This window comes from Streptomyces sp. NBC_01216 (assembly GCF_035994945.1).
Lineage (GTDB): Bacteria > Actinomycetota > Actinomycetes > Streptomycetales > Streptomycetaceae > Streptomyces.
Genome location: NZ_CP108679.1, coordinates 36,924 through 49,908 on the forward strand (window position 1 = coordinate 36,924; position 12,985 = coordinate 49,908).

Annotated in this window: 14 protein-coding genes; 10 read left to right on the top strand and 4 right to left on the bottom strand. The window is 71.4% G+C overall.

Translation table 11 applies throughout. The annotated features are described in order from the left end of the window. Positions 1-84: 84 nt before the first annotated feature. From OG393_RS34360 to OG393_RS34375, 4 genes are all read right to left on the bottom strand, one after another. Positions 85-549 carry a deaminase gene (locus tag OG393_RS34360; RefSeq protein ID WP_327378986.1) on the bottom strand — a complete coding sequence of 155 codons (465 nt, stop codon included), beginning with the start codon at positions 547-549 and terminating at the stop codon, positions 85-87. After that, positions 549-1,229 (bottom strand): RibD family protein, encoded by a 681-nt coding sequence (locus tag OG393_RS34365; RefSeq protein ID WP_327379086.1) that lies wholly within the window; start codon positions 1,227-1,229, stop codon positions 549-551. The genes OG393_RS34360 and OG393_RS34365 overlap by 1 nt, the downstream gene beginning before the upstream one ends. A 4-nt stretch (positions 1,230-1,233) precedes the next feature. Next, complete coding sequence (locus tag OG393_RS34370) at positions 1,234-2,667, bottom strand: helix-turn-helix domain-containing protein (protein ID WP_327378987.1); 1,434 nt, start codon at positions 2,665-2,667, stop codon at positions 1,234-1,236. A gap of 121 nt (positions 2,668-2,788) precedes the next feature. Continuing rightward, positions 2,789-4,108 (bottom strand): GNAT family N-acetyltransferase, encoded by a 1,320-nt coding sequence (locus OG393_RS34375; protein ID WP_327378988.1) that lies wholly within the window; start codon positions 4,106-4,108, stop codon positions 2,789-2,791. Positions 4,109-4,466: 358 nt separating this feature from the next. Here OG393_RS34375 and OG393_RS34380 point away from each other — a divergent pair, with 358 nt between their 5' ends. The 10 genes from OG393_RS34380 to OG393_RS34425 all read left to right on the top strand — a co-directional run bounded on the left by OG393_RS34380 (position 4,467) and on the right by OG393_RS34425 (position 12,974). Then, positions 4,467-5,276, top strand: coding sequence for a hypothetical protein (locus OG393_RS34380; RefSeq protein ID WP_327378989.1), 810 nt, complete (start codon positions 4,467-4,469; stop codon positions 5,274-5,276). 165 nt (positions 5,277-5,441) lie between these two features. After that, a complete protein-coding gene (locus OG393_RS34385; RefSeq protein WP_327378990.1) occupies positions 5,442-5,651 on the top strand; it encodes a hypothetical protein in 210 nt (69 codons plus the stop codon). 253 nt (positions 5,652-5,904) lie between these two features. After that, complete coding sequence (locus OG393_RS34390; protein WP_327378991.1) at positions 5,905-6,201, top strand: WhiB family transcriptional regulator; 297 nt, start codon at positions 5,905-5,907, stop codon at positions 6,199-6,201. Positions 6,202-6,393: 192 nt separating this feature from the next. Next, positions 6,394-6,594 (top strand): DUF5999 family protein, encoded by a 201-nt coding sequence (locus tag OG393_RS34395; RefSeq protein ID WP_327379087.1) that lies wholly within the window; start codon positions 6,394-6,396, stop codon positions 6,592-6,594. A 95-nt stretch (positions 6,595-6,689) separates the two neighbouring features. Next, positions 6,690-6,866: a hypothetical protein gene (locus tag OG393_RS34400; RefSeq protein ID WP_327378992.1), complete on the top strand. Its 177-nt coding sequence runs from the start codon at positions 6,690-6,692 to the stop codon at positions 6,864-6,866. Between the two features lie 71 nt (positions 6,867-6,937). Further along, entirely contained in the window at positions 6,938-7,309 is a 372-nt protein-coding gene (locus OG393_RS34405) for a hypothetical protein (RefSeq protein WP_327378993.1), read from the top strand. Between the two features lie 145 nt (positions 7,310-7,454). Continuing rightward, a complete protein-coding gene (locus OG393_RS34410) occupies positions 7,455-9,620 on the top strand; it encodes a DUF2637 domain-containing protein (RefSeq protein WP_327378994.1) in 2,166 nt (721 codons plus the stop codon). 246 nt (positions 9,621-9,866) lie between these two features. Then, the gene (locus OG393_RS34415; RefSeq protein ID WP_327378995.1) at positions 9,867-10,343 is read left to right on the top strand and encodes a hypothetical protein; all 477 of its coding nucleotides are present in this window, start codon (positions 9,867-9,869) and stop codon (positions 10,341-10,343) included. After that, positions 10,340-10,648, top strand: a complete 309-nt coding sequence (locus tag OG393_RS34420) for a hypothetical protein (RefSeq protein ID WP_138894301.1) — start codon at positions 10,340-10,342, stop codon at positions 10,646-10,648. The genes OG393_RS34415 and OG393_RS34420 overlap by 4 nt, the downstream gene beginning before the upstream one ends. Positions 10,649-11,210: 562 nt before the next feature. After that, complete coding sequence (locus OG393_RS34425) at positions 11,211-12,974, top strand: ATP/GTP-binding protein (protein ID WP_442817454.1); 1,764 nt, start codon at positions 11,211-11,213, stop codon at positions 12,972-12,974. Positions 12,975-12,985: the final 11 nt, after the last annotated feature.

Genomic DNA, 12,985 nt, shown 5'->3' on the forward strand with positions numbered 1-12,985 from the left:
AAGATACACCACTGGATCTTTGGTAGGGAAGCGACTGGCCTACTGCCAACGAAGCAGAGATGTCGGTATCACGGACAGGAGCGGTCACGAGAGCCCCAGGTGCGAGTTCGCAGCGCGCGCGCGCTCCGCAAGTTCCGGCAGCTCCACGACGTCCACACCCGCCTCGGCGAGCTGCTCGACCCCCACGCAGTCGGCAACGAACAACGGAGGTTCGCGCCAGGCGATGACGACGCGCGGGATCCCGGCCTCGAGGATCCGCTGCGCGCACGGAGTACGATCCGCGCTCCGCTGGGAGCAAGGCTCCAGGGATGAGTAGATCGTCGCCGTGGCCAGCCGCGGGTCGCCCACCGGCAGCTTCGCGAGGGCGGCCTCCTCCGCGTGTTCACGCGGATTGGCCTCGCGCGAGTAGCCAGCCGCGAGCTCGGTGCCGTCCTCGGCAACGATGACCGCGCCCACCGAGTACGCCCCGGCGGCCGGGGGGCACAGCGCGGCGAGGTCGATCGCGCGCCGCAGCCAGCGGAGGTCCTCGTCTCGGTCGGGCGCGTACATCAACCGCGCTCCTTCGGGGCGTAGCGCAGCAGCACGACGTCGCCGATCGCGCGGGCCTCCAGCAGACGCATCCGGGAGGTCGACCCGCCCGGGTAGTCGGCGGCGCCCAGGAATTTCGGGGCGCCGGCCTGGCCCACGAGCAGCGGCGCGACGGCGAGGTGGACCTCGTCGGCCAGGTTCTGCGCCATGAGCTGGGTGTGGATCGTGCCGCCGCCCTCCACCATCAGCTGCTTGACGCCGCGGCGCCCGAGCTCATCGAGGACCAGGCCCCAATCGAGGTCGGGCCCGACGCTGACGACGTCGGCGAGGCCCCCGAGCGTCGCACGGACCTTTTCCACCGCGCTGTCGACGGTGACGACCAACTTGTCGCCGCCGTGGTGCCAGAACTTCAGGTCGGCGGTGAGGTCGCCGGTGCGGGTGACCGTGACCTTGAGCGGGTAGGCCGGCTTGCCGTCGGCGACGCGCTGAGCACGGCGTTCGTCGCTGTTGACCAACAGGCGCGGGTTGTCCCGGCGCATGGTGTTCGCGCCGATCAGGATGGCGTCGGACTCTGCGCGGACCTGGTCGACGCGTTCGAAGTCCTCAGCGTTGGAGAGCAGCAGCCGCTCGGGGCTGGTGTCGTCCAGGTAGCCGTCGACCGACATGGCGGCGGACAGCAGAACGTACGGGCGGGCAGTCATCTGCTCAGGCATCCGTTTCAGTCTCGTGGAAGAGGGTGGAGTCGAAGTCGGCGCGGAACTCGGCCACGGCCGGTTCGCGCTGCCAGGGGACCAGGGCCTTGTCGAGCCGGACGAGCTCGTTCGTGATCCGACCGGAGCCCGTGTCCTCCGCGACGGTCAGCGCGTGCATCCCGAGGGCGGCCGCCTGCTCCGGGGCGCGGGCGCCGGCCAACGCCACGGCCTGCCGCGCCATGTAGACGCCCCGGTCGCGGTGGTAGCCGTCCGGCATCAGCCGGATGGCGGCGCCGAACGCGTCCGCGGCCTGGTCGTGCTTACCGAGGGCTTCGAGGCCCTGGGCGCGGTGGACCTCCACGTACGAGGCGTTCAGCCACACGCCCCACGGGGTGGGGTCGGAGCCGATGCCGTCCAGGGCATTGCGCACGGAGTCGATGGCGCGCTCGCTGTCGTCGGCGTCGCCGCGCAGGGCGTGTCCGTACGCCTCGTAGGTGCGGGCGACGGCGGCGAGCCGGCTGCGGGGCCGGGCCATCCGCTGGGCGGCTTCGGCCAGGTCGACGACGTCGACCAGGTCGGCGGTGTCACCGGCGAGTTGGGCCTTGCGAGCCATGACGTAGGTGGTCAGGTCGGTGTCGCCGACCGTGTACGACCACTGCATCGCCCTGTCGAGCCAGTACGACGCGGCATCCGGGTTACCCAGGTCCTGGTGGAGCCAGGACAGGAACTCCCCGTACTGCGTCTGGAGCTTCATCAGGTCGTGCCGGTCGGTGCCCTTCGCCTCCCGCCGCAGCTGCTGGATGACGTCGATGTAGTCGCGCGTGGTCTTGAGAGCGTGGCGCGGCCCGAGAAGGTTGTCGCCGTCGATCAGGTGGCGACGGGCGCGGCGCAGGTGCTCCACCGGTGTCGAGCCGTATGCCGACGCGGCCCGCGCCTTGCGGACCAGGCTCGGAACGCCGCCCGAGTCCGCAGCCGCCGGCGAGCCCATGCCCACCGCCGCAGCGGCTCCCAACCCCACCCCCGCGCGCAGCAGTGCACGCCGTTCCAGAGCCACCCAAACCACCGACCCATCGCGTAGACGACACGGGACCGAGATCCCCTCACCGTCCGACGCTGCCTGGTCTGCTGCCGCCAAGGCCAGGCTGACCGCCGAGTTGGCCACATGAACGGGCGGATTGGCCACATGGCCACGCTCGTCACCGATCTGCTCCCAGAGGCGGAGCAGCAGCCCGCTGGCGCCCAGGGCGTCGTCCAGGAGCGCTGCCTGGGTGCGGTCGGCCATGCGCTCCGCTCGTTCGAATCGCCCCAGGTGAGCGTGGTCGATGCGGGTCGGCTTCGAGAGTTCGCGGAGGCTGAGACCCCGCGAATTCCGCAGCTCGCGCAGCTGGTAGCCCCAGTTGTGCAGGGGGGACACCCAGGGCGTCAGCTCCCTCGGTTTCTGTGCCATCCCGCCCCAATCCTGTGGCTGATGTGGCCAGTTCACCCGGCCACATGTCAGATCTGGAACTTGCAGCTCCCCGGGACTAGAACCGAATCGTCGGGTTCTCGAGTCCAGCGAGGGGGTTGAGTCAGTGCTTGCTTTCGGCCGGAACAACGGCGAGCTGCGGCCCGGTCTTACGGCTGTAGCTGGAGGGGCGCTGGAACAGGGCACCGCTGCTTCGGTCGGCGGCTTCGACGGTCCGAACGTGCTTGAAGCCCCGGTCGGTGTAGTACTTCTGCAGCCCCTCGTTGGTGCGCCAGGCGTCCAGGCGGAGCAGCTGCTTGCCCTGGTTCGTAGCGTGCTGGCCCGCCCAGTCGAGCATGGCCGAGCCGAGGTCCAGCCCCGACACATCGCGGCGCACGACCATGCGGTGCACGTAGAGCGCTGGCTCGGCAGCCTCATCGGGATTCCAGAAGTCCGAGTCGGCGTGCTCATCGACTGTGATGGTCGCCACGGGCGCGCCGTCGGCTTCGACGATCCAGCACTCGCCGGCCGCGATGTTGGCCTTGATGCGGTCTTCACGCGGCGGGTACTGCCACTGATCGATGCCTCGCTCGCCGAGCCACGAGGCAGCGTGTTCCCACAGGTCAATGACCGTGCGCAGGTCTGCGGCAACGGCCTGGCGGATTATCGGTGCGGCATCGAACTGGGGGCGGCTGCGCTCGTAGGTGATGACGTGTCGGTCGCCGGGCAGCACGTTGACCACAGCGCGGACCGGCCTGCCGTCTTTGGTGAACCCAGTGCACAGATGGACTGCCACGGGCGTGCCGGGACCGAGCTGCAAGCGGTCGGCTTCCTCGGGAGTCGGCATCCGTACCTGGATCTCGTCCAGCGCGCGGACCTGCTCGTATCCGAGCTCCGACAGGACGACGTTCGCACCGCGGGCGATGTCGTCCGGGTTCATGATCTCGCTGCTCTGGACCAGCGCGAGCGGGAAGTGCGAGTCGTTCGTGTTGTAGGGGACTCCGTCAACGAAGCGCACACGGCGCCGGACGACAACCAGCTCCCCCTCATCCAGGTGGAGGCGCTCGCGCACTTGCCGAGACGGCGCTTCGACCTGCACCTCGATGTGCTGGCTGGCCTCGCGCCCCTCCTCGGACATCTGCGTGAGGAACTGGTCCATCTCAGGGGACAGCGGTCGCTTTCGGAATTCGCCCTGCGGCCGATAGACCATCGGACGCCGGCTGCGAACGAAGTACCCCCGCGGGCGGTCGCTGATGATCAGACCCTCATTGACCAGCAGTTTCAGGCCCTGCACGGCAGTCGAACGGGTCGTGTCCCACTCGGAGGCGATCTCCGCCTCGGTCGGCAGCCGGTCACCAGGAACCAGCGTCCCATCGGTGATCTGAGCACGGAGTTTGTCCGCGATGCGCTGGTAGAGGGCTCGGGCCCTGCCGCTGACTGCCATGGGAGATGTCTACATGCCCGGGAATGACTAGTCAATCTAGCCGAAGGGGCTTGACCCCGCGTCGCGCAGCGTGCATGCTTCATTGCGTCGGGCATTGAGTAGTCAATCTAAGTCTACTAGCTAAAGCCCGCACGCTTGACCGCACCAGAGATCAACAGCAGGAAGCCACCGTCTCTTCGGAGGCGAGGCAGTGGGGTGAGCCGAGCTCCCCCGGCCAGGCCCCTGTACCGAATAGCTCCACCTGATTCACCCCGACGGCGCTGCTGCGCTGTCTGTCCGCCAGGACCACCAGCCGAAAGGCCGGCCTGGCGCGGCAGAGAAGGCAGCACCCGCACCCACCCCACGTCAGGAGGATCCGATGCCCCGCATTCGCCCCGGCCGTAACCGGTCCAAGAACACCAACCGCCGTGCGCCGCTGCTGCTCAGCTCGATGGCCCCGGAGGACTTCAATGTCCGTCCGGACGAGGTCAAGTCGATCGCCTGCCCCGACTGCCGCACCTGGCGCCGGATCATGGGCGACAAGGTCCTCAAGATCCGCGAGCACTGCGTTACCGACAAGGTCGCGGACGGCGAGAAGCACACCCTGTGCCCCGGCACCGACCAGGTCGTGGAAATCGACATCGACGTACGGCGCTGGCAGTCCGACCAGAACCGCCTGCTGCGGGAGGCGATGCCGCAGGACAACCGGCGCGCGGCGCAGCAGTTCTACAAGCCGCTCCCGGCTCCGGCCGTTCCGGTCTCCCGGATTAAGGCGGAGGTCACGCTGGAGACGACCCGCCAGTCCTACCTTGCGCACCGCAAGGGCTGCATCCGGTGCGTCAAGGGCACGCACTGCACGGACGGCGGCATCCTTGCCCGCCGCTACGTCCTCGCCCTCCAGGAGGAGCCCGCCCGCCGTGAGGCCCGCGAGCAGCTGGAGCGCCAGGAGCAGCGCGCCGCGCGGAAGCAGTCGGCGCCGGCCGTCCGCAAGGCGCAGTGGGCCAAGCACGGCGGCGAGGAAGTCGAGAAGGCGAACAACCGCTGCACGGCGCGGAAGAAGGGCTCGCTCTCCGAGTTCCGTGGTCCCGACCTCCCGACGCTGCCGCAGGACATCAAGGCGCACGACCGGCGGCAGGCCGAACTGGGCAGGCAGTACGCCCGGAAGACCCCGGCGACGTCGGCGGCCTGACCCGCACCGAGACGAACGACCACGGCCCCGGCCGCCCCGCTTCAAGAGGGGGCGGCCGGGGCCGTGGCTGCTCGTACAGCAGTCGACTCCCCGACTGGGGAGTGATCGTGACAGCCCTTGGGATTGCAGCCCTCGGACTGTCCAGGACCTGTATCGGAGGACCTGATGCCCAGCATGACACGCACCATCCCCGCCCCGTCGAACGGCCTCTACGACGACATGGAGGACGCCGACAACCAGAAGGGCCCGGAGCGCGACGAGACCGACGCCTTCCACCAGCTGGTCCGCCACCTGGTGGCCGACGGCGACTCCCGCGCTGCGAAGGCCGGCCGCCGCGCCCGCCGCACCCTCGCGCAGATGGGGGCGGTCCGGTGAACGCCGTCACGAGCCTGACCGACGCGGAGCGCGCTGAGCTCTCGCGCAAGAACGCTGAGCAGAACCAGCGGTCGGAGAACAACCGCCGCTGACCGATCCCCCGGCATTGCCCGTCGTCTCCGCGCCTTCACGGGCGGGGCCGGCGGAGAGCGTCGGGAGCTCACCTTCGCTCCGGCCCGTCCGGCCGCCACCACGCAAACAGCCCCAGGGATGCACCCCCGGGGCTGTCGTACGGACCTTCTGGGAGGCCCTGATGAACAGCTCCATCGTACGCACCCCCTACTACGGCGCCGACACCACCGACATCATCGAGCGCCCCCGCGCGGCCTGCGCCGACGAGGACCCCGAGCTCTTCTTCCCGATCGGCGACACCGGCCCGGCGCTCCTCTGGGAGGAGGAAGCCAAGGCTGTCTGCCGTCGCTGCCCGCTGATGGAGTCCTGCCTCCAGGGCGCGCTGGAGCGCGGCGAGAACTACGGCGTGTTCGGCGGGCTGTCCGAGAAGGAGCGCCGCTCCCTCAAGCGCCGCGCCGCCCGCAACCGCACCGCCTGACGGGAGCGTCGGGCAACTTCCGGCCCGCCCCACAGCACTGCCGCACAACGGCTGTCCGCACGACGGGCCGCCGGCCTTTTCGCACGTCTCCAGCCCGGAACAATCCCGGGATCGCTTCCTCCCCCGCAGGAGAGCCCCATGGAAAGCAGCCACCAGCTCGACACCGCGACGACCCGCACGGGCACCACCCGGATGACGGACTCGCAGTGCACGCACACGCCGAAGTGTCCGACGGCCAGCTCCGACCGCGAGGCCGCGCAGGTCGTGGCGGCCCACCCGGAGCAGGGCTGGAGCCTGTTGTGCAACGCCCTGGTGCTCTTCGAGGACACCGGCGAGCTGCTGCCCGACGGCCAGGTCGTCGCCCCGCACCGTCCCGTCGCGGCCATGGCCTGACGGCTGCCCGATCCGCCCGCACCGGCCGCCGCACCCCAGCGGCCGGGACGGGCGGTGACAGGGAGCCGGACAGTCCGGACCACGAAGGGATGGCCATGCGCGGAGACCGCGTCACGCTCACCACCGACATCGAGGCGCTCGGCACCCGGCACAAGGCAGGGGACCAGGGAACCGTCGAAGAGGTCCACACCGGAGGCCACCTCACCGTCCGCATGGACGACGGCCGCCACAACTTCCCCACCCGCGACGAGGTGACCACCGCTCAGCGGTGACCGACTGCCAGTTGCCTGATCCGACCGCACCGGCCGCCGCACCCCGGACCACGAGAGTAAGAGGAGAGCACATGGCAGGGCAGCAGACGCAGACCACCCGACCGGCCGTCACCTACATCAAGGGCGACATCGTCCTGTTCCGCAACGTCGAACGGTTCTGGCTCGGCCAGCCCGGCCACACCTTCGTCGGCCGGGTGGAGCGGTCCTGGACGCACGTCGACACCGGCAAGGTCCTCTACGACCTGACCGAACTGGGCAGCCTCAGCTACCGCGCGGGCATCGACCCCGACTACATGCGGCCCCTCCCGGCGACCGACGCGATGCACGACATCGACACGGCCCCGCTGAAGGAGCCGGACACCGGGGCGATGACCTCGGCCGCCGTCGCCTGGCTGCGCCAGCACCTCGTACGGGACGCCGCCGCGCTGCCCGCCCCGCGCTGACTACCTGCCCCACGCAGAACGGCCCTCCGAGTCCCCGGCATTCAAGCTGCCGGGGCCCCGGAGGGCCTGGTCACGATCCTACCCACCGCCGTAGATCCACGGTGCCCCTTCTGTACGGAGGCGCCCGGAAGAGAGAGGACTCCCCGTGGCCACCAAGCCCGCCACCCGCCGCCGGCGCCAGCCCGCGGCGACCCCGAAGCCCCGCAACGGGCGCGCCAAGGCACCGGCGACGCCGGCTTCCATCCCCGCCCAGGCCACCGCCCCCGAGGAGAAGGTGCCGCTGGTGTTCCCGGAGGCCGACCTGGTCGTGGCCGACGCCGCCGACCGCGCTGCCGACCTTCGGGACCAGGCCCTCGACGACGTCGCGCGGATCCTCGCCGACGGCGAGGCCCGCGCCACCGAGCTGCTGGACGGTGCCCGCACCGAGGCGGCCTCGATCACCGAGGCCGCCGCGAGCGAGCAGTCCCGCCTCCTGGCCGTCGCCGCGACGGACGCCGACCGGGTCCGCACGGAGGCCGCCACCACGGCGGCCGCCGACGCCGACCAGCGCCGGGCCGCCGCCGAAGCGACGGCGGAGCAGCTGCTCGCCGACGCGCGCCGCGATGCCGACACCGTCACGGCGACGGCGGCCGGTGAGGCCGAGAAGGTCCTCGCCGACGCCAAGGTGACGGTGGAGCAGCTGCTCGCCGACGCGCGCCGCCAGGCGCAGGAGGTCACCACCTCGGCGGCCGCGCAGGCGGAGCAGGTCCGGACCGAGGCCGCGCAGGCCGCCGCGAAGGCCCTCGCCGACGCGGAGAACGTGCGCACCGAGCTGCTCGCGGCTGCGGAGCGCACCGCGGCTGAGACCCGCACCCGGGCCACCACCGACGCCGAACAGGTGCTGGAGCGGGCGCGGGGCGAGGCCGACCGGATGCGCGAGAGCGCTGACGGCCAGGCCGCGCAGGTACGGGCCGGAGCCGAGAAGGTCGCCGCCGGCCTTCGCGCGGATGCCGACCGCGCCCTGGCCGACGCCCGCACTTCCGCTGAGGAGCTGCGGACGGCGGCCGACAAGGACGCCGCCCGGCTGCGCGAGCAGGCCGAAGCCGACGCGCAGTCGGCCCGGGAGGCGGCGGCGCAGGCCACGGCCGACCAGGCCGCCGCCGCGCAGGCCCGAGCCGAAGCGGACCGGGTCCTCGAGGCGGCGACGCAGCGCACCGTGCAGCGGGCGCGGCGCCGGGAGATCCGGACCGAGTCGCGCGCCGCACGGCGCAAGGCCCGCGACGAGGCCCGGCCCGCCGGCGGGGTGCCGCCGCTGTCCGGCCAGGAGCTGGTGCTGGTCGTCGGGATCGTCCTGGCGGCCGCGGTCGTCTCCACGCTCGGGCTGCTCTCCTCCTACACCGCGCTGGAGACCAAGGCCGCCAGCTGGGGCTGGGACTGGCCGTGGCTGCTGCCCGTCGGCATCGACGTCGCCATCCCCGCCTTCACCGGCGCCAACCTGATCCTGATCCGGATGGGCATGGAGCTCCGCTGGATCCGGTGGGTGCCCCGCGCGCTGACGGCGGTGACGGTCTACCTGAACTGGCAGGCGTCCTCCACTCCCGGAGGCCGGATCGGGCACGCCGCCCTCACGCTGCTCTGGGTGATCTTCTCCGAGATCGCCTCGCACGTGTACGGCACGCGGATCGGCGCGGTCACCGGCAAGAAGCGGATGGAGACGGTGCGCCGCTCGCGCTGGATCCTCGCTCCGATCCCGACCGCCCGGCTTCGCCGCCGGATGATCCTGTGGGAGATCACCAGCTACGAGGAGGCGCTCACCCGCCTCCAGGAGCAGACCTACCTGCGAGCGCAGCTCAAGGAGAAGTACGGCTGGCGGTGGCGGAGCAAGGCTCCGCTGGAGCAGCGGATGGCACTCAAGCTCGGAGAGGCGCCCGCCGCGCTCGCCGACACGCTCACCCCCGAGGACGCTCACACCATCGAGCGCGTGGAGGAGAGCGCGCGCGCTCACCCCGACGTGAGCGCGCTCACCGCCGGGGAGACGGACGGCGAGCGCGAGCGCCCGGCGCTCACCTCCGGCGCTCACGAGGGTGAGCGCGACACGGAGGACGACGACGCTCACCGAGCGGACGGCGCTCTTTCCCGCAGCGAGAGCGACGCGCTCACCGAGCGCCGCCACGCTCGCATCCGTCTCCTCTACACCGAGCTCGGGCGCCGCCCCGAGTGGAAGGAGATCCGCGACGCGCTCACCGACGCGGAACTGTCCGACACCCCGGTCTCCCGCCCGACCGCCCAGCGCCTGCGCGCTCAGGTCGAAGAAGTCACCCCGAGCGCGTAGGCGAGCGCTCGGTGAGCGCCGATGCGCTCACCCTCTGGCAGAACCCCTGCCGCTCATGGTCGCCCCCGGCCCGCGCCCACGCTCCCGAGCGTGAGCGCGGACCGGTGACGGCCACGGCCGGCAGGCCGCACGCCCGCGCCCGCCCCGAGCGGGGCGCGGACGAAATCGCTCCGATCACCACCCCGCGCAACAGCCTCGGGGACGGACTCCCCCTCCCCAACCCCCGAGACCTGGAGGTCTTCTCGCATGAACGGCAACGACCCGAACTACTCCCCCCTGCGCGACGTGGCGCAGAGCCCGGAGGCAACCGCCCGGTACCTGGCCGACGTTCAGCGGGTCCTGCTGGACATCGGCAAGAACCTGGAGACCCTCGCGCTCGAGACCCGCGTGCACCTGCGCGGCACGAACGTGGAGGGCGACCGCTGGTACCACGCCCGGCTGCGCGCGATGCCCGTCGAAAAGGCCCTCGGCAACGTGCTCAAGAACCTCAACAACCTGACCGAGGGCCTGGAAAAGAGCGCCTACAAGCGCCGCGCCCACGACGAATCCGTCGTGAATACGGCGAAGGACAGGAAGGAAAAGGAGATCGAAAGGCAGCGGAAGAAGAACCCGCCGACGCTCCAGGTCGCACCCCCGCCGCCCCAGCAGGGTGCGCAGAACCAGAATTCCGGCTATGGTGGTCCCACGTCGATTTACGACCTCGGTAAGAGGGAGTCGGCGTGACGCGCCCCCTCAGCAGTACCGAACGCTCGATCCAAGGGCGGAACGGCTGGCTGCAGGAAGAAGAGCGCAAGGCGATCGAAAGTCGCGGGGAAATCGGCCGGATGGAATTCTGGCTCCGCGTTACTCGAACCGAAATCAGCCGGGACGTAAAAGCGGGACGCGGTGATGTCGTCACCGCATTCACGTTGGTCTGCCGCCTCTTCAAGCTGGTCTTGGAGAAGCGGCAGGCGGGCGACCCGCGGTTGTTCGACCACCTCATGCAGTACGCGGACACCGTCCTGAAGCAGCACGGCCCGCGTAGCTGAGCGTCACCCCATGAAGGCCCCGCCGGGCTCCGGCGGGGCCTCGCGCGCGTAAAGCGTGCACACGTGCACGTGCACGCGCGTGCACACGAGACCCCACTGTCTGTCAAGTCCCCAGGAGGGGAGGTGCCCCGTGTCCGACGAGTCCGACGACACCGGCGGCGGAACCCTGGTCCACGGTCCGTGGAGCGGCGATTCCACCTACACGCTGCCGTCGATCCCGGATTTCATCGACACCATTCCGCCGCCGGAAGACATTCCGGAGGCTCCCCCGGAGAGCCCGGAGGAGACCACGATGGAACTTCCCGCGATTCCGGCTGCTCCCAACCCGGCTGCGGCGCTGCGTTCCGAAGGAATTGCCGCGTCGGAAGCCGGTAAAGAAGAAGGCGAATACGAGGAAGGCGAATACGAGCAGCCCCGTTCTCTCGCCGACCGTCTCGGTGACTGGTTGGAATTCCGACTGGAAATGGCGCGGTACAACCAGGAAAGCGAAGCGCCTTTCCGTGAGGCTGAAATAGCGCGGAAGGCGGCGCTGCTGGAGGGCCGCACCGCGCAGGAAGTCGCGATGATGGAGCAGAACGGAAAGCTCCACGCCGCGATGATGAAAGCGAAGGGCGACAAGGCGGCGGCGCGCGGAAAGGCGGATGCCGACCGTACGAAGTCGTCTTCCTCCGGCCTGGGTGCGGACAAGGGCCGCTCGAAGGCCGGCGGCGGGGGCGGGTCCTCGCGCGGCGGGGGCGGCAGCGGGCCGTCCCGCACCAACTCGGGTGCCGGGCCGAAGGGGTCCGGCGGCTCGCGCGGCTCCAACTCCGGCGGCCCCGGGAGCCGTTCGGGGTCCGGGAGCGGCAGCGGCAGCGGTAGCGGAGGCGGCAAGGGCGGCACGAAGGGCCCTCAGTCGGGCTCTGGCGGCCGTTCGGCCGGTTCCGGGCGCAGCGCGTCCGGGGGCTCGAAGGGCTCTCAGACGGGCTCTGGCGGCTCCGGGCGGGGCAACTCGAAGGACGACAGGGCAAGTCAGTCGTCCGGCGCCCGTACCGAGCGGGCCCGCGGCCGCCAGGAGCGCGCCGGGGCCCGCCAGGCCGGGCGGCAGGAGCGGCGCAGCGCCGGGCACTCCGCCGGTGTCGCGGACCGGTCCAAGGACCGCGACCAGGGCCGCGCGCAGCGGCAGCAGGCGTGGGAGGACCGCCGGGCCAAGCGCCAGGAGCGGGACGCGGCTCGGAAGGCGAAGCGGGAAGCCGCGGCGTCGGCCGACCCGGGCCGCACCACGCTGGGCAAGGCCGTCGGCGAGGAAGCCCAGCGTCGCTTCGACAAGCGGCGTGCCGACGCGAAGGCCGCGCAGGAGGCGAAGGACGCCAAGGCGGCCGGCACCGAGAAGGTGAACCTGACCAAGGACAAGGACTCCAAGGCCAAGGGCACCGACGGCAAGGACGCCAAGGACGGCTCTGGCGGGTCCTCCGGCGCCGCGAAGGACGGCACGGCGGGTGATACGCCGGGGACGGATTCCACGGCCGGTGACGGGTCGTCTGACGGCGGGAAGAAGCGGCGTCGGTTCCGGCGCCGGCGCACCGGCGCCACCGGCCGGGCCGGTCGGCGCGGACGTTCCCGCCGCACCGGGCGCACCGGTCGTACGGGGCGTGGTCGTACGGGGCGTGCCGGTCGGCGCGGCCGTCCGGCGGACAGCCCGTTCGGCGAGGAGGACTCCACCCCGACGGTGGAGTGGCCCGACCGCCCCACCCGCCCGCCGCGCACCGGCGCCACGGGCGGCGACGACATCGTCGACGCGGACATCGTCCCCGACGCCCCCGGGGCCCTCACGGCCGGCGTGCGGGGCCTGCCGCCCGCGCCGGAGCAGCACACCGCACGGCCCGGCACCAGTCGGCCGACAGCCACGGAAGGGAGCAGCGTGAGCAGCTCGCAGGTCAGCAGGCCGTCCGGCGGGGGCGGCCTCGGCGCCCAGCACCGCACGGACATCACGTTCGACGACTACCTGGTGGAGATGGCGAACATCGCCATCCAGGCCGCCTCCGACCAGGAGCGGGCCGAAGCCCTCGCGGAGGCCCTGGACAAGGTGGCCGACGCCCTGCGGGACATGGCCACCGACCTGGTCGGTGACCACAACGTCACCACCGAGGTCACCGAGCTGATCTCGGACCTGGCCGACTCCGCGGCCCGCATGAAGCAGCAGGCGGAGCGGTGCGCGACCGAGTGCGGGTTGGCCCTGGAGGCCGCCAAGCTCGCGGCCGCGATGGTCGCCCGCGTGTACGGCGAGGACATGGCCGCGAAGGAAGACGCGGGCCTGAACTACGTGTCCGCCGCCGCCCACCACGACTAAGCAGAGGGAGG